The sequence below is a fragment of the Humibacter ginsengisoli genome (assembly GCF_054780095.1).
Genome location: NZ_BAAGWZ010000002.1, coordinates 101,821 through 122,786, shown reverse-complemented (window position 1 = coordinate 122,786; position 20,966 = coordinate 101,821). Strand labels below are relative to the sequence as shown.

Annotated in this window: 23 protein-coding genes; 13 read left to right on the top strand and 10 right to left on the bottom strand. The window is 68.7% G+C overall.

What is annotated here, in order from left to right:
- The first annotated feature begins 3 nt into the window (after positions 1-3).
- A complete protein-coding gene (gene rbfA, locus ACYVI5_RS02975) occupies positions 4-441 on the top strand; it encodes a ribosome-binding factor A (RefSeq protein WP_460531495.1) in 438 nt (145 codons plus the stop codon).
- Positions 442-446: 5 nt separating this feature from the next.
- On the opposite strand, the gene ACYVI5_RS02970 is transcribed toward rbfA, so the two are convergent.
- Together ACYVI5_RS02970 and ACYVI5_RS02965 are read right to left on the bottom strand one after the other, a co-directional pair.
- The gene (locus ACYVI5_RS02970; protein ID WP_460578922.1) at positions 447-1,391 is read right to left on the bottom strand and encodes a J domain-containing protein; all 945 of its coding nucleotides are present in this window, start codon (positions 1,389-1,391) and stop codon (positions 447-449) included.
- A gap of 25 nt (positions 1,392-1,416) precedes the next feature.
- A complete protein-coding gene (locus ACYVI5_RS02965) occupies positions 1,417-2,448 on the bottom strand; it encodes a helix-turn-helix domain-containing protein (protein ID WP_460578921.1) in 1,032 nt (343 codons plus the stop codon).
- A gap of 86 nt (positions 2,449-2,534) precedes the next feature.
- On the opposite strand from ACYVI5_RS02965, the gene ACYVI5_RS02960 reads away from it, so the two are divergent.
- Both ACYVI5_RS02960 and ACYVI5_RS02955 read left to right on the top strand, forming a co-directional pair.
- Positions 2,535-2,765: a hypothetical protein gene (locus tag ACYVI5_RS02960; protein WP_460578920.1), complete on the top strand. Its 231-nt coding sequence runs from the start codon at positions 2,535-2,537 to the stop codon at positions 2,763-2,765.
- Positions 2,762-3,712 carry a DMT family transporter gene (locus tag ACYVI5_RS02955; RefSeq protein WP_460578919.1) on the top strand — a complete coding sequence of 317 codons (951 nt, stop codon included), beginning with the start codon at positions 2,762-2,764 and terminating at the stop codon, positions 3,710-3,712. The genes ACYVI5_RS02960 and ACYVI5_RS02955 overlap by 4 nt, the downstream gene beginning before the upstream one ends.
- Here the strand turns inward: ACYVI5_RS02955 and ACYVI5_RS02950 are convergent.
- Both ACYVI5_RS02950 and arr read right to left on the bottom strand, forming a co-directional pair.
- The gene (locus ACYVI5_RS02950; RefSeq protein ID WP_460579212.1) at positions 3,694-4,542 is read right to left on the bottom strand and encodes an HhH-GPD family protein; all 849 of its coding nucleotides are present in this window, start codon (positions 4,540-4,542) and stop codon (positions 3,694-3,696) included. The genes ACYVI5_RS02955 and ACYVI5_RS02950 overlap by 19 nt on opposite strands.
- A 90-nt stretch (positions 4,543-4,632) precedes the next feature.
- Positions 4,633-5,055, bottom strand: coding sequence for an NAD(+)--rifampin ADP-ribosyltransferase (gene arr, locus ACYVI5_RS02945; RefSeq protein WP_460578918.1), 423 nt, complete (start codon positions 5,053-5,055; stop codon positions 4,633-4,635).
- Between the two features lie 95 nt (positions 5,056-5,150).
- On the opposite strand from arr, the gene ACYVI5_RS02940 reads away from it, so the two are divergent.
- The gene (locus tag ACYVI5_RS02940) at positions 5,151-5,837 is read left to right on the top strand and encodes a nucleoside/nucleotide kinase family protein (RefSeq protein ID WP_460578917.1); all 687 of its coding nucleotides are present in this window, start codon (positions 5,151-5,153) and stop codon (positions 5,835-5,837) included.
- 1 nt (position 5,838) lies between these two features.
- Here the strand turns inward: ACYVI5_RS02940 and ACYVI5_RS02935 are convergent, their stop codons facing one another.
- Both ACYVI5_RS02935 and ACYVI5_RS02930 read right to left on the bottom strand, forming a co-directional pair.
- Positions 5,839-6,834 (bottom strand): ketopantoate reductase family protein, encoded by a 996-nt coding sequence (locus ACYVI5_RS02935; RefSeq protein ID WP_460531515.1) that lies wholly within the window; start codon positions 6,832-6,834, stop codon positions 5,839-5,841.
- Between the two features lie 24 nt (positions 6,835-6,858).
- Positions 6,859-8,352, bottom strand: coding sequence for an MFS transporter (locus ACYVI5_RS02930; RefSeq protein ID WP_460578916.1), 1,494 nt, complete (start codon positions 8,350-8,352; stop codon positions 6,859-6,861).
- Positions 8,353-8,459: 107 nt separating this feature from the next.
- On the opposite strand from ACYVI5_RS02930, the gene ACYVI5_RS02925 reads away from it, so the two are divergent.
- Genes ACYVI5_RS02925 through ACYVI5_RS02905 form a run of 5 tightly spaced genes read left to right on the top strand, consistent with a single transcriptional unit; the run spans position 8,460 to position 11,973 of the window.
- Positions 8,460-9,173 carry a TetR/AcrR family transcriptional regulator gene (locus ACYVI5_RS02925; protein ID WP_460578915.1) on the top strand — a complete coding sequence of 238 codons (714 nt, stop codon included), beginning with the start codon at positions 8,460-8,462 and terminating at the stop codon, positions 9,171-9,173.
- On the top strand, positions 9,170-10,105 hold the full coding sequence (gene truB / locus ACYVI5_RS02920; protein WP_460578914.1) for a tRNA pseudouridine synthase B: 936 nt from the start codon (positions 9,170-9,172) through the stop codon (positions 10,103-10,105). Before ACYVI5_RS02925 ends, truB begins: the two co-directional genes overlap by 4 nt.
- Positions 10,102-10,473, top strand: coding sequence for a hypothetical protein (locus tag ACYVI5_RS02915; RefSeq protein ID WP_460578913.1), 372 nt, complete (start codon positions 10,102-10,104; stop codon positions 10,471-10,473). Before truB ends, ACYVI5_RS02915 begins: the two co-directional genes overlap by 4 nt.
- 22 nt (positions 10,474-10,495) lie before the next feature.
- Positions 10,496-11,008: a hypothetical protein gene (locus ACYVI5_RS02910; RefSeq protein ID WP_460578912.1), complete on the top strand. Its 513-nt coding sequence runs from the start codon at positions 10,496-10,498 to the stop codon at positions 11,006-11,008.
- Between the two features lie 29 nt (positions 11,009-11,037).
- Positions 11,038-11,973 (top strand): bifunctional riboflavin kinase/FAD synthetase, encoded by a 936-nt coding sequence (locus ACYVI5_RS02905; RefSeq protein WP_460579211.1) that lies wholly within the window; start codon positions 11,038-11,040, stop codon positions 11,971-11,973.
- A 56-nt stretch (positions 11,974-12,029) separates the two neighbouring features.
- Here ACYVI5_RS02905 and ACYVI5_RS02900 read toward each other — a convergent pair whose 3' ends face one another.
- Entirely contained in the window at positions 12,030-12,989 is a 960-nt protein-coding gene (locus ACYVI5_RS02900; RefSeq protein WP_460578911.1) for a GlxA family transcriptional regulator, read from the bottom strand.
- Between the two features lie 52 nt (positions 12,990-13,041).
- Between ACYVI5_RS02900 and ACYVI5_RS02895 the strand changes: the two genes are divergently transcribed.
- Positions 13,042-14,367, top strand: coding sequence for an APC family permease (locus ACYVI5_RS02895; RefSeq protein WP_460578910.1), 1,326 nt, complete (start codon positions 13,042-13,044; stop codon positions 14,365-14,367).
- A gap of 63 nt (positions 14,368-14,430) precedes the next feature.
- Here ACYVI5_RS02895 and ACYVI5_RS02890 read toward each other — a convergent pair whose 3' ends face one another.
- Positions 14,431-15,051 (bottom strand): maleylpyruvate isomerase family mycothiol-dependent enzyme, encoded by a 621-nt coding sequence (locus ACYVI5_RS02890; RefSeq protein WP_460578909.1) that lies wholly within the window; start codon positions 15,049-15,051, stop codon positions 14,431-14,433.
- 107 nt (positions 15,052-15,158) lie between these two features.
- On the opposite strand from ACYVI5_RS02890, the gene ACYVI5_RS02885 reads away from it, so the two are divergent.
- Positions 15,159-16,229, top strand: a complete 1,071-nt coding sequence (locus ACYVI5_RS02885; RefSeq protein WP_460578908.1) for a class I mannose-6-phosphate isomerase — start codon at positions 15,159-15,161, stop codon at positions 16,227-16,229.
- 28 nt (positions 16,230-16,257) lie between these two features.
- Positions 16,258-17,508: a CynX/NimT family MFS transporter gene (locus ACYVI5_RS02880; RefSeq protein WP_460531545.1), complete on the top strand. Its 1,251-nt coding sequence runs from the start codon at positions 16,258-16,260 to the stop codon at positions 17,506-17,508.
- 94 nt (positions 17,509-17,602) lie between these two features.
- Here the strand turns inward: ACYVI5_RS02880 and ACYVI5_RS02875 are convergent, their stop codons facing one another.
- Both ACYVI5_RS02875 and ACYVI5_RS02870 read right to left on the bottom strand, forming a co-directional pair.
- Positions 17,603-18,547: an ROK family protein gene (locus ACYVI5_RS02875; RefSeq protein WP_460578907.1), complete on the bottom strand. Its 945-nt coding sequence runs from the start codon at positions 18,545-18,547 to the stop codon at positions 17,603-17,605.
- A gap of 40 nt (positions 18,548-18,587) precedes the next feature.
- Complete coding sequence (locus tag ACYVI5_RS02870; RefSeq protein ID WP_460531551.1) at positions 18,588-19,931, bottom strand: MFS transporter; 1,344 nt, start codon at positions 19,929-19,931, stop codon at positions 18,588-18,590.
- 120 nt (positions 19,932-20,051) lie between these two features.
- On the opposite strand from ACYVI5_RS02870, the gene ACYVI5_RS02865 reads away from it, so the two are divergent.
- The gene (locus ACYVI5_RS02865; protein ID WP_460531554.1) at positions 20,052-20,897 is read left to right on the top strand and encodes a LysR family transcriptional regulator; all 846 of its coding nucleotides are present in this window, start codon (positions 20,052-20,054) and stop codon (positions 20,895-20,897) included.
- Positions 20,898-20,966: the final 69 nt, after the last annotated feature.

The following is a 20,966-nucleotide window of genomic DNA, read 5'->3' as shown; positions in this document are numbered from 1 at the left end:
GAGATGGCTGACGAAGCACGGGCTCGAAAGCTCGCCGATCGCATCAAGGAAATCGTCGCCAGAAGGCTGGACAAGGGCCTGAGGGATCCGAGGCTGGGCTTCGTGACCATCACCGACGTCCGCGTGACCGGCGACCTCCAGCACGCCAGCATCTTCTACACGGTGTACGGCACAGACCAGGAGCGCGCCGACTCCGCGGCCGCGCTGAAGGCGGCGACCGGCATGCTCCGCACCGAGGTGGGCAGGAACATCCAGGTGCGGCTCACCCCGTCGCTGGAGTTCATCCCCGACGCGATCCCGGAGAACGCGGCACACATCGAGGACCTGCTCCGTACCGCGCAGGAGCGCGACGCGGAGGTCGCCGGGCTGGCGGCATCCGCTCAGTACGCCGGCGACGAAGACCCCTATGTGAAGCCGCGCGAGTTCGACGAGGACGAGTAGCGCCCTCAGACGAAGCGGATGCCCTGCTGCAGCCGGGTGCGCAACTCGAAGAGGGTGGTGCCATCCGGTCGCGGTGTGTCGGCGACGCCGGTGCGCAGGAGGTGGGCGATCACGGACGACTGCGCGGCGACCAACGTGATGCCGCGCGAGCGGCCGACCACGGTCACCGTCTGGTCGAGGTCGGCGTCAGGCAGCACCACGACGGCGACGGTGAACTTCACGCCCGCCGTCCTGCCCAGGGTGCGAGCGCGTCCGGCGAGCTCGTGCAGTGGCTGCCTCTCGTAACCGGATGCCTCGCCCTCCGGTACGAGATCCCCGCGTCGCACGATGGCTCGCACGGCCCAATCCTCCGACTGCACGGCGAACAACCCGCTGGGTCCGAGCACGACGTGGTCGATCTTCTCGACCCGTCCGTCGGCTGCCGCAGAGCGGCCTGTGGCGTCCACGTCGTGCCACACGGTGTAGCCGATGCCGAGCGTGGTGAGCGCGCGCGCCGTGTTCTCCTCGGCGACGGCGTCCGCTAGCGCGTGACGGATCTCACGGGGTGCAGAGCGCACGAGCGCCGGGTCGTACGGGTCGGCGATGGGCTCGCCCAGTCCGACCCACTCGCGGATCATCGTGAGGTATCGCTCGCGGGAGAAGCCGCCCGGATGTCCGTACGCACGGGTCTGCGGACGGGACTGCTGCCGGGGAGCTCTCGGCGGCTGAGGGGCCCAGGTGTGCGGCGTCTCGTGCACGCCGTTGCCGCGGTCGTACGCGGCGCGCGCCTCCGGCGTGCCGATCACCGCCCAGGCGTGCTGCACCGCCACGAAAAGGGCGTCCGATCCGCCCGTGTCGGGATGTGCCTGGCGCAGCATCCGCCGATAGGCGATTCGCAGCTCGTCCTGGCTGGCTGAGGCGGGCACGCCGAGAACCTCGTAGGGCGAGGCGGAGAGCGGACTGTCAGGCATCGAACATTCAGATTAGGGGTTCCGCTCAGGCAAGTGCTGAGACGCGCTCGGGAGAGGGCTGAACGAGCTGCGAGTCGCCCTGCATGCGCACGGGTGCATCGTCGCACGCGAACGACCGGCGATAGGCGCTCGGAGCGACTCCCACCTCGCGAGTGAAGTGGTGGCGGAAAAGTGTCGCGCTTCCGAAGCCGCAGGATGCAGCGATCTCGTCGATGGAGGCATCCGTCGTCTCCAGCAGAAAGCGCGCGTGGAGCACGCGTTGCGCGGTGAGCCACTGCATCGGTGTCACCCCGGTCTCGGCCACGAACCGGCGAGCGAACGTGCGAGTGGACATGTGTGCGAGCTTCGCCAGCGACGTCACGGAATGCTGCTGGGCGAGGTGGGCGTTCATGAACGCGAGAGCGTCGACGAGGGCGTCGCATTCGGCTTCGGGCACCGGCCGGCTGATGTACTGCCGCTGACCGCCGTCACGCTGCGGCGGCACGACCATGTTGCGGGCGATCACTGTCGCCACCGCGCTGCCCAGCTCACGCCGTACGAGGTGCAGGCTGGCGTCGATGCCGGCCGCAGTGCCCGCGCTCGTGATGATGTCACCGTCGTCGACGAAGAGTACGTCGGGGTCGACCCGGGCGCTCGGATGCCTGCGCTGCAGCTCGTCGGCATATCTCCAGTGCGTCGTGCACGGGCGTGCGTCGAGCAGCCCGGCGGCCCCGAGCGCGAAGGCTCCGGAGCACGCGCTCAGCATGATGGCCCCTCGAGCGGATGCCCGGCGGAGCGCCTCGAGCAGCTCGGGCGGGTACTCGTCGTCCGGCCGGATGCGTGCGGCAGGCACCGCGATCACGTCGGCGTCGTCCATCGCCTCCAAGCCCAGCGGGGGAGTGATCGGCACCCCCACCTCGGTCATGACCGGGCGCCCCGGTTCGATTCCGCACACACGGAAGTCGAGCCGCGGTACCTCCGAGTACACGCTCCGGTCGAGTCCGAACACCTCTGCGAGAAGGCCGAACTCGAACACCGCGAGGTTGTCGATCACCGGCACTGCCACGCTGCGCAACATGTCGGCCAGTGTAGTGGCGGAATTTTTATGAAGGTAGTCTCTCCGCCATCTAGTGGCAGTATTTTGTCGATCGTAACGTGTGAGACATGACTCAGCACGCAGCATCCGCGCCCTCGTTCACTACCTCCACTTCCCGCCGCGCCGTGCTCCAGGGCATCGACCACGGGTATGTCGAGAAGCCCGCGCGTGCGACGGAGTTCGCGCTCTGGAAGTGGTTTCCGCGTGCGATTCTGCAGCGCGGCGGCTCGGTCACCCGCGATGATGAGCGCGCCTACCGAGATCTGCAGGCGGCTCACGACCGCAACGAGTGGGCGTGACGGTGGCCGCACTGAAGTCCAGGATCACGCTGTGGGCGTTCCTGGCGCTTCCGCTGGTGTGGGGTGCGAGCTTCCTGTTCATCAAGGTGGGACTGGAGGGCCTCTCGCCCGCTCAGGTGGTGCTCGGGCGCATCCTTCTTGGTGCGCTCGCGCTCGCCGTCATCATGACGGCGACCAGGCGCCGCTGGCCGCGGGAGTTGCGGGTGTGGGGGCACATGCTCGTCGTCGGGATCTTCTTCTGCGCGGTTCCGTTCACACTGTTCGCCTGGGCGGAGCAGTACGTGCCGAGCGGCCTGGCGAGCATCTACAACGCCGCCACGCCGATCATGACTCTCTTGCTCACGCCCCTGATCCTGCGCTCCGAGCGTCTGGGGCCGGCGCGAGCCGCTGGCCTGGTGGTCGGGATCCTCGGCGTCGTCGTGCTGACCGGGCCCTGGCAGTTGCTCGGTTCTAGCGAACTGCGGTCCACCATTCCCGCGCAGCTTGCCTGCCTGGGAGCCACCGCGAGCTACGGGTTCGCGGGGCTCTATCTCCGACGGTTCGTGAGTGGTATGCCGTACGACTCGGTGACGCTGTCTTCGGTGCAGCTCGCGATGGCGAGCCTCGTGGTGCTGCTCGCAGCCCCATTCGTCGCCCGCGGAACGGTGTCACTGAACGTTCCCGTCGTTCTCAGCATCGTCGTCCTCGGTGTGGTCGGCACGGGCGTCGCGTACGTCTGGTACACCCGGATCATGCGTGATTGGGGTGCAGCACGGGCCTCGACCGTCACGTATCTCACACCCGTGGTCGGGGTGGTTCTCGGCGTGCTCCTTCTCGGCGAGAGCCTGCACTGGTACGAGCCCGCGGGAGGCGCCATCGTCGTGGCCGGCATCCTGGTGAGCCAGGGTGTTCCGTTCGCGCGCCTACGGCGACGCACTGCTCGGTCGGGCTACGCCGGCAGCGCGTAGCCGTCGTCGACGGCGACGGCGAGTCCGTCGGCGACCAGGCCGGCGAGCGCCCGCCCGCGCTGCTCCGGGTGCGGCCAGAGCGCATCCAGTTCGTCGATCGCAACCGGCCTGTGCGCCGAGCGCAGCTCGCGCAGAAGGATGCCGCGCACCTGCCGGTCGCTGCCCTCGTACCTCTTCTGCGCGGCGCGCCTCGCACCGAGGTACGCCGGCCGGCCGGCGGCGCGCCATGCGCAGGCATCCGCTACCGGGCATGCGTCGCATCTGGGGGATCGGGCGGTGCAGACGACGGCACCGAGTTCCATGGCCGCGGCATTGAACACCCGGGCCTCCGCCTCATCGGTCGGCAGCACGGACTCCATGGCGGCCAGGTCGCGGCGTACGTTCGGCGGCGCCGGCTCGCCTTGTCCGTCGAGGCAGCGGGCGAGCACCCGTCGCACGTTGGTGTCGACGACGGGATGCCGCTTGCCGTACGCGAACGCGGCGACGGCCCGTGCCGTGTAGTCGCCGATGCCGGGCAGTGCCAGCAGCTCGTCGACGTCGCGCGGCACGACGCCGCCGTGCCGCTCGGCGATGGCGACAGCGCAGGCGTGCAGCCGAAGCGCCCTTCGCGGGTACCCCAGCCCCTGCCACGCCCGGATCGCCTCGGCCGGCGGCGCTCCGGCGAGATCAGCCGGCGTGGGCCAGCGGTCGAGCCATTCTTCGAGCCGGGGTATGACCCGAACCACCGGCGTCTGCTGCAGCATCACCTCGCTGACGAGGATGCCCCACGCACCGAACCCGTCACGCCGCCACGGCAGGTCTCTGGCTTCGCGCCGGAACCAGTCGTTCAAAGCACGGGTGAGGTCATCCGCGCCGGAGGTCGGGGCATCCGTCTCGACCTCGTTCACGGCACCCACCGCTCCAGCGTACGAGCTCTCGGTTCAGTTGATGATTTCGGCTTCGTCGCTTGAGAGCAGCGCCGACAACCGCTCCCGCCACATCTGCAACTGTTCCGGGGTCAGCCTGGTCCATTCGGTGATTTCGCCGACGATCCGTAACGGAGCGCTGCTGCGATACGACCGAGTGGGGTTGCCGGGGAACTTCTTGTCGGTGACGTTCGGGTCGTCTTCGTATGCGCCCGTGGGTTCGACCAGATATACGCGCGGTACGGCATCGCCGCCCACGAGTTCAGTGGCGACCTCCGCCGCGAGACCCGCCCCATCGACCAAGGCGGTGAAGTAGATGTGGTTCATCACGACCTCGGGCCGATAGTTCGACCGATGCCCCGCGGTGAGGAGATCGCCCACCTTCAGGTCGGCGACGGTGCCGTGGAAGAACGGACCTTCGTCGAGCGGTTCGGGCACGTTGCCTCCTTCTTTCGCGACGCGCAGATATTAGCTCGCCTCAGCGGCGGGCGCGCTCACGGCACCGGACGTGTACGCGCGCTTATGCTGTCCGCATGCAGCTGGCGACGACACCGCGCACCGCCTTCCTGCGGGAGTTGAAGGCGGAGATCGCCCACAACTATCCCGCCGGACGCGTCATCGTCGCCATCGACGGAGCGGAGGGGTCGGGCACCGCGGAGTTCGCGGACGACCTCGCGGCGGTGTACCGCGAGGCGGGAACCGCGACGGCTCGCGCGTCGATGCGCGACTTCCACTTGCCGCGGGAGACGCGCCATCTGCACGGCAGGGCGGATGCCGGGGACTACTACGATCGCTCTTTCGACTACGAGACGCTCCGGCGGGTTTTGATCGGCCCGTTCCGCCTCGGCGGATCGACCGGATTCCAGACCCGTGCGTTCGACGTGCGCCGCAATGCGCCTGTGCTCTCGGAATGGCAGACCGGACCGGCCGATATGGCACTCATCATCGACGGCCCGTTCCTGGTGAGACCCGAGGTGCGCGGCGCGTGGCACTTCTCGGTGCTTATCGACGTTCCGCTCACCGAGGTCTACGCGCGCCTGGCAGTCTCCGAGGGCAGGGATCCAGACCCGGATGCGCCGGCGAACGCTCGGTACGTCGGCGGATGGCGCCGCTACGGCTCCGAGGTCGAGCCCCAGTACCTCGCCTCCGCTGTTGTGGACCTCAGCGACCCCGCCCGTCCACGCCGGGAGTATCCCGACACCGGATGCGCCTGCTTCTGAATCAGCGCACCGGTAGCCTGGCCGCTTCGTCACGGTCGAGGAACGTGCCGTCGGCCTCGAGCCGGTGCATCGCCTCGACGATCGCCGCGTTCACCGGTGCCTGTCGTCCGATCGCGGCAGCCGCCCGCACGACCGCTCCGTTCAGGTAGTCGATCTCGGTGGTGCGCCCGCGTCGCCTGCTCTGCAGGGTGGACCCGAGGTTCGGCACCGCTCCCATGCGGCGGGCCATCAGGGCCGGCAGAGATCGTGCCGCCCCGAGCGGCAATGCGGAGAATCCGCGCAGCATCGGATGGCTGAGTCCCTGCACGTTCGCGAACCTCACGCCGGATGCGAGCCCGATGCGCACCGTCTCCCGCATCGACGCCGTGACCACGCGCCCGAGCCGGGCGTCCCGGATCGTCTCCTGCACGCTCAACCCGGTCAGCGCCGGCATCGCGTTCACCATGTTGATGACGAGCTTCGACCACTGAGCGCCGACGAAGTTGCGGGTGGCGACGGCGGGCATCACGGAGCCGAGCAGTGCAGCTGCGCGACGGGCGGCATCCGTCGGTTCGCCCGCGCCGTCGCCGAGGTAGGTGCTTCCGTCCGCGGTCACCGTGACGTGCCCGGGTTGCACGTACTGGGAGGCGTAAAGCGCGAGCCCGCCGACCAGCTCGGAGCTATTCAGGATGCCGGCCGCGATGTCCAGTGCCTCCAGCCCGTTCTGCACGACCACCACCGTGATGCCGCGCAGCCGCTCTGCGTTGTCGCGAAGAGCGGATGCCGCGTCCTGCGCCTTCGTGCACACGAACGCGATGTCCGGTGTCGTCTCGAGCCGCCCGGATGCCGTCACGCGTGCGACGTGGTCGCCCCACGCCCCGTCGAACCGCAGGCCGTGCTCGCGGATGGCGGCGAGGCCGTCGCCACGAGCCGTGACGGCGACCTCATGACCGGCTCGATCGAGCAGCGCGGCGATCGTTCCTCCGATGGCTCCCGCCCCGATGATGCCGATGCGCATCCGGCAAGTTTAGGGTTCTCCGGCTCACCCGATCGAAGCGCCAGCCGTGACCTCGTCCGCCTCCACAGCCTCTGCGGTCAGCTCCTCCGCTGCGTTCTCGGCACGGTCGCCGCGCTCCCGGCCAACGGGGAGGAACAGCGCGACCACGGCCGCCCCGGCCAGCACCGAGGCGCCCACGATCACGGCCGGTATCGCGGCGGACACGTACCCGGTCGGCGTGAGCGTGCCGCCTGCGCCGATGAACACGGCGGTGAGTACGGCGACTCCCAGCGCAACCCCGACCTCGCGGAGCGTGGCGTTGGTGCCGGATGCCTTCGCGTGATCCTTCTCGCCGAACCCGGCCAGCACCGCGGTCGAGCTCGGCGCGAACACCAGACCCATGCCGATTCCGGCGAGCAGGAAAGGAGGAACCATCGCCGCGAACGCGGTGTCGGTGGCGAGGATCGATGCCACCCAGAACATCGCGACCGACTGCAGCACGAGCCCCGCCACGATCGGCAGACGGGTGCCGAACCGCGGCACGATGACCGCGCCGGTGAGCGGCGCGACGACCATCGGAGCGAGCGTCCAGGGCATGGTCATCAGGCCGGCCTCGAGAGCCGTGTGGCCCTGCACGACCTGCAGGAACTGGATCAGGATGAACACGCTTCCGAAGATGCCGAAGCTGAACGTCACGCCCACCAGGTTCGCCACCGAGAAGCTGCGGTTGCGGAACAGTCCGAGCGGAAGCAGCGGCGCATTGGCCCTCGTCTCCCAGACGATGAACGCGAGCAGCAGCAAGCCCCCGCCGATCAGCGACGTGAGCACCTCGCCGCTGCCCCAGCCCGCGTCGTTGCCGCGAACTATGCCGTACACGACCGCGAAGACGCCCACGCCGACGAGCACGACGCCGAGCACGTCTGCCCGCAGCTTCGCGCCGAACGAGTTCGGAAGTGCGAGCAGCAGGAGCGGCAGCGCGACGACGCCGACCGGAACGTTCAGCCAGAAGATGGCCTGCCAGTTCCAGCCCTGAACGATGGCACCGCCGATGAGCGGGCCGAGAGCGACCCCGAGTCCGGAGACGCCGCCCCAGATGCCGATCGCGGCTGGTCGCATCCGCTCGCTCACGGAGCCGACGAGCAGGGTCAGCGACAGTGGCATGACGGCCGCGGCCCCCGCCCCCTGCACGGCCCGGAACAGGATGAGCTCCGCCGGCGAGGTTGCCAGAGCCGACGCGGCGCTGGCCAGCGTGAACACGCTCACCCCGATCGCGAACACGGTGCGGCGGCCGAACCGGTCGCCGAGCGCTACGGAGAGCAGGATGAACGTCGCGAACGCCAGGCTGTACGCATTGACGACCCACTGCAGCTCCTCGATGGAGGCCTTCAGGTCGATGCCGATGCGGGGGAGTGCGTTGGTGACCACGAGGTTGTCGAGCGTCGCCATGAACATGGGAACGGATGCCGCCACGATGGCGAGCCAGGTCGGCACGCGCCTGCGCGGCGCGATCGTCGAAGAGGACATGTTGAGTGCGGTCATGAGTGTCTCGTCTCGGTGGAGAGTCGGATGGGGAAGCGTCGGCCGGCGCGGAGGTAATCGAATGATTACAAGATGGACTGTAGTAATCGACTGATAACATGTCAACCATGAGCAGCGAATCCGACCGCGTGACCCCGGATGAGACGGATGCCGTGACGAAGGATCGCGAGCCGGTGAAGCAGGAGCGGGTGCCGTCGGCGGTGCGCCGCGAACAGATCCTGGCCGCAGCGAGCCGCGTGTTCGGCGAGCGCGGGTACGTCGGCGCGACGACCGATCAGGTGGCCCGTGCAGCCGGGATCAGCCAGCCGTACGTGGTGCGGATGTTCGGCAGCAAGGAGAACCTGTTCGTCGCCGTTCTCGACAGGGCGCTCGAGAAACTGCTCGAGGCGTTCAACCACGCGTTGACGGAGTCCCGGGAGCTCGGCGAGACTCGTGACGAGACCTCAACCCGGCTGGGCATGGCCTACGCGGACCTGATCCGGGATCGCGGCATCCTGCTCTGCCTCATGCAGTCGTTCATCTCGGGCCACGAGCCGGTCATCGGCGAGAAGGCTCGTGAAGGCTTCCTCGCGATCTACCGCCTGCTGCGCAACGGCGCTGGCATGGAGCCGGACGAGCTGCTCGGATTCCTCGCGCACGGCATGCTCTTCAACGTGCTGATCGCGATGCGGATGGTGGATCAGCACGACTCAGATGACCCGTGCATCCCCGAGTTGCTCGAGCACACGTTCCGCACCAAGCTGGACATCGTGGTGAACACGGTCACGGGCACAGCTACCGGCGCAGACGAGGCGCAGCCGCCCGCCCGGGCGACCGCGTGAGCGGGCCCAACGGCATCCTGCTCGTCGACAAGCCCGCGGACTGGACCAGCCACGACGTCGTCGCACGGGTTCGCCGGCTTGCCGGAACGCGCAAGGTAGGACACGCCGGCACGCTCGACCCGATGGCCACCGGTGTGCTCGTGCTCGGGCTCGGGGCGTCGACGCGGCTACTGACCTACGTGGTCGGTTCCGACAAGGAGTATCTCGCGACGATCCGGCTCGGGGCATCGACGACGACCGACGACGCCGAGGGGGAGACACTCGGCTGGGCGCCGGCCGACCGGGTTCGTGCGATCTCACCGCAGCGGCTGACGGATGCCGTCGCGCACCTCACCGGCGAGCTCGATCAGGTGCCCTCCAGCGTCTCCGCCGTGAAGGTGGACGGCAAGCGCTCGTACGCGAGGGTGCGTGCGGGGGAGCAGGTGGAGCTGAAACCGCGCCGCATCACCGTGTCGGCCTTCGACGTGCTCGACTCGCGGCAGGCATCCGTCGGCGATGCCTTGGCGCTCGACGTCGACGTGCGCGTCGTGTGCTCGTCCGGCACCTATGTGCGCGCCCTTGCCCGTGACCTGGGCGTAGCCCTGCTCACAGGCGGTCATCTGACCGCCCTGCGGCGCACGAGGGTCGGGCCGTTCGCGATCGAGGATGCCCGCCCTCTCGCGGATCTCGACGTCGCGTCTGCACTGCAGCGGCCCGCGTCCGCCGCGTCGGCGCTCTTCCCGGTGCTCGCCCTCACCGACGACCAAGCGGTGGATCTCGGACACGGCAAGCGCATCGTCGTGGACGGGGCCGACGCCGAGACCGCAGCCGCGATCGCGCCGGACGGACGGTTGATCGGACTGGCCTCCGTCAAGGACGGTCGGGTGCGCACGATCGTCAACTTCCCCGCTGAGCAGGCTGCGGAGTCCGACTCTCAAGAGGAGACGCGTTGATCGAGTGGTTCACCGCCGTGCAGGTGATCGTGGCCGTGCTGGCAGGCATCTTGTGCCTCGTCGTCGGCTTCATCGGACGGCCGCCGAACGACCTCACCCTCGGCTCGATCGCGCTCGTCGAGGTGCTGCTCATCGCCCAGCTCGTCGTCACGATCGTGGCGCCGATCATCGGCAACGAACCACGCGGATCGCTCGACGAGTTCTACATCTACCTCATCTCTGCCCTGCTGCTTCCGATCGCGGGAGGTTTCTGGGCGCTCATCGAGCGCACCAGGTGGAGCGCCGTCGTGCTGGGTGTGGTCGGCCTCGCGATCGCCGTCATGACGTACCGCATGGGACAGATCTGGTTCGTGCCGGGCACCCCGTGACCGCACGCGATAATGGAGTGACATGTCCGAGAACCCCTCCGCGAGCCCCGCTTCCCGTGCGCCCGTTCGCACCACCCGCCGCATGACCGGAGCCGGTCGAGTGCTGGTGGCCGTTTACGGCATTCTCGCGCTCGCGGCCACCGGACGCAGCGCGTACCAGATCGCCGACCATTTTTCGGCGGCACCCGTCGCGTTCACCCTGTCCGCGTTCTCGGCCCTCGTCTACATCGTCGCCACCATCGCGCTGATCGCCCCCGGCCGAGTCTGGTATCGCGTCGCCTGGATCACGATCTCGATCGAGCTCGCCGGTGTGCTCGTGATCGGAACGCTCAGCACGTTCGCGCCCGACGCGATCGGCATGGGCGCCATCGACCCGTTCGGCCAGGACTCCACCGTGTGGTCGGTGTACGGCGCGGGATACCTGTTCATCCCACTTGTGCTGCCCGTGCTCGGGATGCTCTGGCTCGCTCGCCACAAGCCGGTTCCGGTCACCGACGACCCGGCCGGCGGCGCGGCCGCCGCCGGACGAGCATGAGCCATCGCGTGAGCGACGACGGCGAAGCCATGCGGGTCTTCCGGTCGATCGACGACATCCCCGCCGACTTCGGTCCGAGCGCCGTCACTGTTGGCAAGTTCGACGGCGTGCATCTCGGGCATCGTGCCGTGATCGGAAGGCTGCTGTCCGTCGCCGGCCGCGAGGGACTGGCGTCGGTCGTGGTCACCTTCGATCGCAACCCGATGTCGGTCGTCGCGCCAGAGCGCTGCCCCGACGACCTGGTGAGCCTGGAGCAGAAGCTCGAACTGCTGGAGCAGACCGGCATCGACGCGGTGCTCGTGCTCACGTTCGATCTCGGGCTCTCCCGCGTTCCCGCAGAGGAGTTCGTCGAGCGCTACCTGGTGTCGAAGTTGCACGCGAAGACGCTCCTGGTCGGCAGCGACTTCCGGTACGGGGCGAAGGGTGCGGGCGACGTCGCCCTGCTGCGCCGGCTCGGCGCCCGTGACGGGTTCGACGTGCAGCTCATCGACGACGTTCGCCCCGACGGTCACGACCGGGTCTCGTCGACCTGGGTGCGGTCACTGCTGGCCGACGGCGACGTGGCGTACGCCGGAGTGCTGCTCGGGCATCCGCCGACCGTACGCGGTGTCGTGGTTCACGGTGCGCAGCGCGGCCGGCAGCTCGGGTTTCCGACCGCGAACCTGTCGCCCCAGTGCGAGGGGCTGATCCCGGCGGACGGCGTCTATGCCGGATGGCTGATCGACGGAGGCGTGCGGCACCCGGCGGCCATCTCGGTGGGGAACAACCCGACGTTCGAAGGCGTGCCGCAGCGACAGGTCGAGGCCTACGTCATCGGCGAGGAGATCGACCTGTACGACCATGTGGTCGACGTGGAGTTCGCCGAGCGCATCCGCGGCATGGTCGCCTTCGACGGCATCGACCCGCTGATCGCGCAGATGAAGGCCGACGTCGAAGAGGCGTCGGAGATCCTCGCCGAGGGCTGACACGCCACGAGATCAGCGGCCCACGCCGCACCGGCATCGCTATCTCATCGAGGTGGCTATGCCGTCCAGGCAATGCGGTAGTCACTGGGAGAGGTGTGCAGATGCCTATTGAATGCGGCGCGAAGCCCGGCTGCGGTGGCGAAACCACACTGCGCGGCGATCGCGTCGACGGTGTAGTCGGTGCGTTCGAGGAATTCCTGCGCGCGACGGACGCGCTCACGAACGAGCCAGTCGCCGGGTGTCCGCCCATAGGTTTCGAGGAACCTGCGTGTGAGTTGCCGTTCGCTCAGGTGCATACGAGCCGCCATGTCTCGGAGCCTGATCGGCTCATGCAGGTGCTGGATCGCCCACTGCGTCGCCTCCGAGAGCGACTTGGAATCGTGCGCCTCGACTGGAGCGAGCATGAACTGCGCCTGATCTGCCGTGCGATGAGGCGGGGTCACCATGCGCCGGGCGAGAGCGTTGGCCGCCGTTCTGCCGTGATCTTGACGCACGAGTTCGAGACAGAGGTCGATGCCGGCCGCTGTGCCGGCTGACGTGTGAATCCCGCCGTCCTCGGCGTAGATCACCGTCGCGTCGACCTGCACCCGCGGGTAACGGCGAGCGAGTTCGGCCGCATGCATCCAATGCGTTGTCGCGCGTCGCCCGTCGAGCAGGCCGGCCTCGGCCAGCACGAACGCACCCGAGCAGATCGACGCGATGCGCGCGCCTCGACGGTGCGCCTCCCGCACCGCCTCGACGAGGTCAGCGGGTTGGCGCACGTGCACGTTGGTGCACGCAGGGACGATCACGGTGTCCGCCGTCACGAGATCGTCGAGCGATGAGGCCGCGGCTGCAATGAAGCCGCTGGCGACCTGAGCCCCGGGAACGGTCGCGCACAGTGCGAATCCGTACCACGGGTCGGCTATTTCGGGACGCGCGATCCCGAAGACCTCGCACGGCACAACCAGTTCGAAGATCGGTGCACCTGGCGTCACTGCGACGGCCACGCGATGGATGTCTGTTCCGTTGCGCATGGCGGCCATTATGCCGCTCGTCAGCCACGAGCGCAGTCGGTGCAATGGCACCATGACTCTCGAATCGTCTGCAGAACAGCCCACGGCCGCCGCATCGCACGAGGAAGGGACGATCCGCTTGGGGCAGGGTGTGGCGCTTTACGTCTGCGCCATCCTTGGGGCGGGCGTGCTCGTGTTCCCGGGACAGGCCGCGACGCTTGCCGGGCCGGCCTCACTCATCGCCTGGGGGTTCAGCGCCCTCATCGGGGCAGCGCTGGCGTTCACGTTCGCGGCGCTCGCCTCTCGGTTCCCGGATGCCGGCGGCGTCGCCACCTACGCGGCACGCGCGTTCGGGCCGGCTGCGGGCGGCATCACGGGCTGGTGGTACTTCATCGCCGGCTCGGTCGGCCAGACGATCGTTCCGCTGACGGCCGGGTACTACATAGCGGCGGCGTTCGGCCTCGATCAGCGGTGGGCGCCGGCCTTCGCCGCTGCTGTTCTCACGCTGGCCGTCGTCGCGAGCCTCGTGGGGGTGAAGATCGGCTCGCGTGTGCAGGTCGGACTCGCGCTCGGTGTCGGGGCGATCCTGGTCGGGGTGATCATTGTGGCTCTGCCACAGATCGACGCGGCGAACTTCAGCTCGTTCGCCCCGCATGGCCTGGTCGGCATCGGGCAGGCCGTCGTCGTTCTGTTCTTCGCGTTCGCCGGTTGGGAGGCGATCGCGCACCTGTCGGCCGAGTTCCGCCACGTGCGGCGCACCCTCCCGTTGGCGACCCTGCTGACGGTTACGATCATCACCGTGCTGTACCTCGGTGTCGCCTTCGCTGTCGTCGGAACGGGCAGTTATGGCAGCCGGGCGCTCGACCGCGTGTCGCTCGGTGCAATCATCCAGCACGGACTCGGTGTCTCCGCGGTCGACGCGGTCGCGATCGCTGCAGCTGTCATATGCCTCGGCACAACCAACGCTTTCGTGACCTCGGTCTCCCGGCTCGGCTATGCGCTCGGCAGAGACGGCTGGGCGCCCCGTTTTCTGACCCGTCACAGCCGTAACCGGGTGCCCGGCTACGCGGTACTCGCCGTGGGGGCGATCGGCGCTGCGGGACTCCTCGGCGCTGCGCTGTTCGGCTGGGGTACCGACGACATCGTCTTCATCCCCTCCGTGCTCGTTCTCGCGACCTATCTGCTCGGTTCGGCCGCCGCGATCCGCATCTTCAAAGGCGGCACCAGGGTTGTCGCGGTCATCGCGTTTCTGCTCCTCTTGATCACCGTGCCGTTCGGCGGCTGGCGCCTCATCGTGCCCGTCGTCGTCGCGGTGCTCGCGATCGTCGTTCATCGACGCCGCGATGCAGTCACCGCGGCGAAAGGTCGCCGCGGGGCAGCGCCCCGTCGCTCGCGTTAGACGAGTCACACAGCGGCTGCGACTGTCGGACGGGGGGTGCGTCGCCTGCGCTGCGGCGTCGGCTCACCTGGTCGGGGCCTTCAACGGCCGCCTGCCGAACAGGTACAGCACGATGCCCTGCGCACTGCCCTCGATGATGCGGCCCTTGCCCGACCGACCGGGGCCGATCGCCCAGCCGGCGTCGGTGGCGTACAGCGTGTGGGTGGCCACGACCTCGCGTCGATCGCCAGAGGCGAGCATCAGCCCGCGGAGCGCGATGCGGCGAGTGGCATCCGGCTCGACCTCGATCGGAATCCCGAGCGGCTGCACGATGTCGTACGTGTGCACCACGGTCTCGACGAGGTCGGTCATTCCTGTGCGGCCGAGTCCGGCGAGCCGCAGAGCGGCGATGCGACGCAGCCGGCGCACGAGCTCGTCAGGGCTCGTCGCCTCCGCCTCCTGTCTGCTGACCGCCTCCGTGAGCGAGTCGAGGCTCATTCCCGACAGCGTCAGCATGGGCAGCACTGTGCTGAGCATCTCGGAGTACGAGCTGCCGACCCGCCACACGATGTGCCCGGTGACGTCGCGCACGGTCCACCGGTCGCAGAGGCTCTGCGAGCCCCATTCATCGGGTTCGAGCCCCTCGAGGATGCCCGCCAGCTGCACCAGCGTGCTCGCTATCTGCTCTCCGAAGTCCCGTCGCATGCTCAGCCCTTCGTCCGCGCAACATCTTGGCACGCGGCTCCGGTCCCGGGGCGGTCCGCTTAGCCTTGAACGAGTCGCACGGCACCACTGAGAGAGGGACACGCCCGATGACGAGCGAAGTTGCGGACCCTTCAGTTCCGACGAGAACGGCCCCGGTCGTGCTCGGCCCGAACCGGCCGGCAGCGCGGCCGTACCGCGGAGGGGAGGGCATCCTTCGCTTTCGTGGGCTGCAAGAGAACCAGGATGCGGCGGCCGAACGGATGCCCGAAGACTTCGTCGCGTCCGCCACCGAGGTATTCGCGGGCGGCGGCGTCGGACTCACCGTTCTCCCGGACGGCACGAGCCTGCGTGACGGTTTCGCGGCACACCCGGTCGACTACTTCGGTGAGAAGCACGTGCGCGCGTTCGGGGCGGATCCGAAGCTGCTCGTCAAGCTGCTCGACACGAGGGAGCGGCTCTTCGTGCATTACCACCCGTCCGACTCGTTCGCGCGGGACAGGCTCGCGCACGCCAGCGGCAAGACCGAGGCGTGGATCGTCGTCGCCACCGAGGGTGTCGGACACGCCTACCTCGGCTTCGACCGCGACGTGAGCCACGACGAACTGCTCGGGTGGTTCGAACGGCAGGATGTGCCGGCCATGCTCGCCACGATGAACCGCGTCGAGCTGCGCCCGGGCGACACGCTGCACGTGCCGGCCGGCATGCCGCACGCGATCGGACCGGGCGTCACGCTGGTCGAGCTGCAGCAGCCGGTCGATCTGTCCATCCTCGTGGAGTACGACGGCTATCCGGGACTCGACCGCGACGCCGCGCTGCTCGGCCTGGATGCGGCCACGGCTCTCTCCGACGTGAACCGTTCGGCCGTCTCCGAGGATCGGCTGATCGAGTTCCGGTCATCGCGCATCACACGCCTGCTGGGAGAAACCGAGTTCACCGACCTGTTCCCTGCGGAGGCAGACGCCGTCTTCAGGGCTCAGCGGGTGAGCATCCACGGTTCGTTCGCATTCGCCGCGGGATACTGCGTGCTCGTGGTACTCGAGGGCGAGGGCCTGCTCGAGTGGGACGACGGCGCCATCGTGCTGTCCAAGGGCGAGACCGTCCTCGTGCCGTACGCCGCGGGCGACCTGACGCTGCGCGGCACGCTGACGGTGCTGCGCTGCCTGCCACCCGTCGCGTGAGCCCGCGTCCAGCATGAAATACTGGGGTGTGACCCAGCCGAACACCCCAGCCGCCCCGCTCGGGACACGTCCCCTCTGGGCCGGACGAACGCTCGCCTTCGCGGGCATCCTGCTGGTCGCCGCCAACCTGCGTGCAGCCGTGACAGCGCTCTCGCCGATCTTCGGCGAGATCACGCACGACGTTCCGTTCGGTGCCGCCGGCATCGGCCTGCTCGGTGCGCTGCCGCCGATCTGCTTCGCCGTCTTCGGAATCGTCGCGCCGCTGTTCACCCGCAGGGCGAGCCTCGAGGTCGTGCTGCTGGTCTCGCTGGCGGCGATCGTGGTGGGCGACGTGCTGCGCGGGCTGTCGGTCTCGTTCTGGATGCTTGTCGGCGGCAGCGTGCTCACCTTCGCCGGCATGGCGGTGGGCAACGTGCTGCTGCCGCCGCTCGTCAAGCGCTACTTTCCCGACCGTGTCGGGCTCATGACCTCCCTGTATGCCACGGTGCTTGCGGTCAGCACGCTCGTTCCGCCGCTGCTCGCCGTGCCAGTGGCGGACTCGGCGGGCTGGCGCTATTCGGTGGGCATGTGGGCCGTGCTCGGCGTGATTGCGGCGCTGCCGTGGCTGGCCGTGCTCGTACGACGGCCGGATGCCCGCCGCGTGGACGCCGAGGTCGAGGAACCGGGGACGACGGCCATGGGCCGTGTGTGGCATGCGCCGCTGGCCTGGGCGATGGCGGTGACGTTCGCCGCGTCGTCGCTCAATGCCTACGCCCTGTTCGCCTGGTTGCCGGAGCTGCTGCACGACACCGCTCACACGGACGCCGCTCAGTCCGGTGCGCTGCTCTCGCTGTATGCCGGAATCGGCATACCCGCCAGCCTGCTGATTCCCGCGCTCGCAAGCCGGATGCGCAACGTGGGCCTGCTGGTCTATCTCGGGGCGGCGTTCTTCATCGTCGGCTACCTGGGGCTCATCCTCTGGCCCGGTGTCGCGACCTGGCTCTGGGTCGTTCTCGCTGGGCTGGGACCGCTGCTCTTCCCGCTGTGCCTCGTGCTCATCAATCTGCGCACCCGCACCCACGAAGGCGCCGTGGCACTGAGCGGATTCGTGCAAGGCCTCGGGTACGTTCTGGGCGCGCTGGGGCCGATCGTCGTCGGTGCGCTCCACGATGTATCAGGAGGCTGGCTCTGGCCGCTGATCTTCCTGCTGGCGACGGCCGTGGCCGTCGTCTTCGCGGGAACGGTCGTCGCACGCCCCGGCATGCTCGAGGACCACGTCGCCGCCCGGTCGCCCCGTTGAGGCGCATCCCGTCAACAGGACGATAGGCCGAAAGCAGGCCAAGCCGTCATGTTCTCGGCGGGGAAGCGCCTTGCGTCCTGTCGACGAAGTCGTCCTACAGTGCCGGCAGCAGCTCCCCACGGTGCACGAGCGCGCCGGCACCGATCAGGGGACCCTCGCCGGAGAGACCGGATGGCACGACCCGCACCTTGCGCACGAAGCCGAAGTAGTGCTCGGCGATAGTCGCGTTGATCACGTCGAAGAGGTCGGGCGTCGCCTGCGAGAACCCGCCGCCGATCGCGACGAGCTCCAGGTCGAGCAGTGCCGTGGCGCTGGCGATCGCCTGTCCCACCGCGCGGCCGGTGCGCTCGATAGCGGCTCTCGCGACGGGGTCGCCTGCCTGGTACGCCGCTGCCAGCGCTTCCCCGTTCGTGCCGGGGAATCCCTGACGCCGCGCCCACGCGACCGTGTGCGGGCCGCTGGCGATCGCCTCGAGCGACGTCGCCTTGCCGAACGTGTCCTCGCCCTCGTACCCTGCCACCTCCACGTGGCCGACGTGCCCGGCATTGCCCGTCGGCCCGGTGATGACCCGGCCGCCGACGATGAGTCCGCCGCCGATCCCGGTGGAGACGACCATGCCCATCACGTTGCCGACGCCCTGCGCCGCACCCACCCAGTGCTCCGCCATGGTGATGGCGACGCCGTCCATCTCGAGTGTCACCGGCAGCTCGAGGCCGCGATCGGCGAGCACGGACTCCACGAACGAGCGCAGGTCGAAGTCCCTCCAGCTCGGAACGTTCAGCGGCGAAACCAGCCCGCGGGCCCTGTCGATGGGGCCGGCGCATCCGATGCCGACTCCGACCAGCTCGTCTCCGCCGGCGGCGTCCAGCGCCCGCTCGACGACCTCGCGAACGGATGCCTGCAACTCCTCGCTCGTCGCCTCGCGTCCGGTGGGTGCACGGTGCCGCGAATCGGGCACCACCTCACCGTCGGGAGTGACGAGGGCGGATTCGACCTTGGTGCCGCCGAAGTCGACGGCGAGAGCGAGGGGCGGGGTCATGAAACCAGGTTAGGGGAGCGCGAGCCTCGTCCCGTACGCGCTACGAGGGGTCGCGGGAGACGATCGTGAGAGCGGGCATCCGTCCTCCCTGACGTCGAACCGCGACCCGCAGGTGCGAGCGGCGCATGACGAGCAATGCGATCACGACGGCCGTGGTCAGCGGCACGAGGCCGGAGACGGCCAGGCCCCAGTCGGGACCGAAGCGTTCGACGATCCAGCCCATCACGGGGCCGCCGAGGGCTTGGCCGCCCAGCTGCACCATGATGTACAGCGCCATCACCCGGCCGCGGATGCCGAGGTTCGTCGACATCTGCACGAGCGAGTTCGCGCTGGTCAGATAGAGCAGGCTCGCCGCGCCGCTGAGCGCCATGAGGAGCGCGAAGACCACGATGTCGGGCGAGAGCGCTGCGGATGCCTGTACCACCCCGAGCACGACAGCGCCGCCGATCACGAGGCGCAGGCTGACACCCACCCGGCGGGTGGACAGCACCGCACCGGTGAGTGCGCCGACGGCGACGAGGGCGTTGAAGAATCCGTATCCGGCGGAGCCCACCTTGTAGACGTCGTTCGCGTAGGCGGCCAGCAGCACCGGCATGGTGTAGGCGAACATCGCCACGGCGCCGAGCGTGATGATCGTGAACAGGATGGCGGGCTTGCTCGCCGCGTAGTGCAGCCCTTCCGCGAGCTGCCCCTTGCCGCGCGGAGCGACGGGCGTGTGCAACAGGGCCTTGGTGTTCATCATGCCGAGCGCTCCGACGACGACCAGGCACGCGCATCCATTGATCACGAACGCCCAGCCGCTGCCCACCGCGCTGATCGCGATTCCGCCGACTGCCGGACCGATCAGGGCACCGAGCTGGAACGTTGACGAGTTCAGGCTGATCGCATTGCGCAGCAGCTTCGGCCCGACGATCTCGTTCACGAACACCTGACGTGCCGGGTTGTCGACCACGGTGACGAATCCCCCGATGAAGGCCAGCAGCCAGATGTGCCAGACCTGGACCGTGTCGGTGAGGATGAGCACCGCCAGGATGCCTGCCAGCAGCGCCGCCGTCGACTGCGTCAGCATAAGGAGCACCCGTTTCGGGTACCGGTCGGCGATCACGCCGCCGAGCAGGCCGAAGACCAGCATCGGCGTGAACTGCATGGCCACGGTGACGCCGACTGCGGCGACGCTTCCGGAGAGCTGGAGGACGAGCCAGTCCTGCGCCACCCGCTGCATGCCGAGCGCCGTGGTGGAGACGACCTGCGCTCCGGCGTACAGCCGGTAGTTCGGCACGCGCAGCGATGAGAACATGTCCCGCCACGACGGGCGTCGGTCGAGCACGGGTATGGGAGCGGTGAGGAGGCTTTCGGCTGAATGCGTTGCGGAGGTGGCTGTCACGAGGGCTTTTCGAATAAGAGGCTGGTCGAACGTGTATTCCAACGGTAATCAAGCTCAGATCATTCCCCCAGGCAATCGGACCTATAACTCCTATTGGGTTCGTGAATGTATGCTTCGATCATGTTCGATCCGGACCTGCTGGCCACCTTCCTCGCGGTGGCAGAGACGGGCAGTTTCACCAGGGCGGCCGAGCGGCTCGGGCTCAGCCAGCCGACGGTCAGCCAGCACGTCGCACGCCTCGAGAAGGCGGCCGGACGAATGCTCGTCGACAGAGACACCCGCCAGGTGCGCCTGACCGACAATGGGGACGCGATGGCGGGGTTCGCTCGCAGCATCCTCGCCGCCCATGCCGCCGCCGACAGCTACTTCAGCGGCACGGCCATGCGGGGAAGGCTTCGCTTCGGAGCGGCCGACGATCTCGCGATCACGCAGCTGCCGAGCATCCTGCGGGACTTCCGCCAGGCGTATCCGCAGATCAACCTCGAGCTCACCGTGAGCCAGTCGACACCGCTGCATCGGCGGCTGAAGGCCGGGCAACTCGACCTCATCTTCATCAAGCAGATGGCCGGCTCGCAGGGGGGTGACCGGGTGAGCACGGACGACCTCGTCTGGATGGGGCTCGACAAGACCGTGCTCGGTCCCGACGACACCGTGCCGCTGATCGCGTACCAGGACCCGAGCATCAGCAGGCAGATGGCGATCGACGCGCTCGAGGCCGCTGGCCGGGTGTGGCGCATCACGTGCAACACCCGCGAGGTGAACGGCGTGCTCGCGGCGGTGCGCGCGGGCCTGGGCGTCGCGCCGTTCCCGCGCACGATCATCCCGAACGATCTCGTCAAGGTGACGAACCGGCTCGGCCTGCCCGAGCTCGGCCAGGTCGAATTCAGCCTGCTGGCCAATCCGCGTGCGGCGGCCGAACCGGTCGCCGCGCTGACTCGCACGATCATGGGCCGCACGCTGCATTGACGATGAAGTGTGCGCAAAAGAGCAAGAGAATGCCGCCGCGTTGCTCATAAGTGGGAGCACTTCGTAGTC

Excerpts from the sequence above, each read along its gene's own strand:
- ACYVI5_RS02905 (WP_460579211.1), top strand. The coding sequence starts at position 11,038 with ATGCGGGTCTTCCGGTCGATCGACGACATCCCCGCCGACTTCGGTCCG.
- ACYVI5_RS02890 (WP_460578909.1), bottom strand. The coding sequence starts at position 15,051 with ATGCGACGGGACTTCGGAGAGCAGATAGCGAGCACGCTGGTGCAGCTG.
- rbfA (WP_460531495.1), top strand. The coding sequence starts at position 4 with ATGGCTGACGAAGCACGGGCTCGAAAGCTCGCCGATCGCATCAAGGAA.
- ACYVI5_RS02940 (WP_460578917.1), top strand. The coding sequence starts at position 5,151 with ATGCAGCTGGCGACGACACCGCGCACCGCCTTCCTGCGGGAGTTGAAG.
- ACYVI5_RS02935 (WP_460531515.1), bottom strand. The coding sequence starts at position 6,834 with ATGCGCATCGGCATCATCGGGGCGGGAGCCATCGGAGGAACGATCGCC.
- ACYVI5_RS02875 (WP_460578907.1), bottom strand. The coding sequence starts at position 18,547 with ATGACCCCGCCCCTCGCTCTCGCCGTCGACTTCGGCGGCACCAAGGTC.
- ACYVI5_RS02965 (WP_460578921.1), bottom strand. The coding sequence starts at position 2,448 with ATGTTGCGCAGCGTGGCAGTGCCGGTGATCGACAACCTCGCGGTGTTC.
- ACYVI5_RS02925 (WP_460578915.1), top strand. The coding sequence starts at position 8,460 with ATGAGCAGCGAATCCGACCGCGTGACCCCGGATGAGACGGATGCCGTG.
- ACYVI5_RS02960 (WP_460578920.1), top strand. The coding sequence starts at position 2,535 with ATGACTCAGCACGCAGCATCCGCGCCCTCGTTCACTACCTCCACTTCC.
- ACYVI5_RS02895 (WP_460578910.1), top strand. The coding sequence starts at position 13,042 with ATGACTCTCGAATCGTCTGCAGAACAGCCCACGGCCGCCGCATCGCAC.
- ACYVI5_RS02970 (WP_460578922.1), bottom strand. The coding sequence starts at position 1,391 with ATGCCTGACAGTCCGCTCTCCGCCTCGCCCTACGAGGTTCTCGGCGTG.
- ACYVI5_RS02900 (WP_460578911.1), bottom strand. The coding sequence starts at position 12,989 with ATGCGCAACGGAACAGACATCCATCGCGTGGCCGTCGCAGTGACGCCA.
- ACYVI5_RS02910 (WP_460578912.1), top strand. The coding sequence starts at position 10,496 with ATGTCCGAGAACCCCTCCGCGAGCCCCGCTTCCCGTGCGCCCGTTCGC.
- ACYVI5_RS02930 (WP_460578916.1), bottom strand. The coding sequence starts at position 8,352 with ATGACCGCACTCAACATGTCCTCTTCGACGATCGCGCCGCGCAGGCGC.
- ACYVI5_RS02885 (WP_460578908.1), top strand. The coding sequence starts at position 15,159 with ATGACGAGCGAAGTTGCGGACCCTTCAGTTCCGACGAGAACGGCCCCG.
- ACYVI5_RS02865 (WP_460531554.1), top strand. The coding sequence starts at position 20,052 with ATGTTCGATCCGGACCTGCTGGCCACCTTCCTCGCGGTGGCAGAGACG.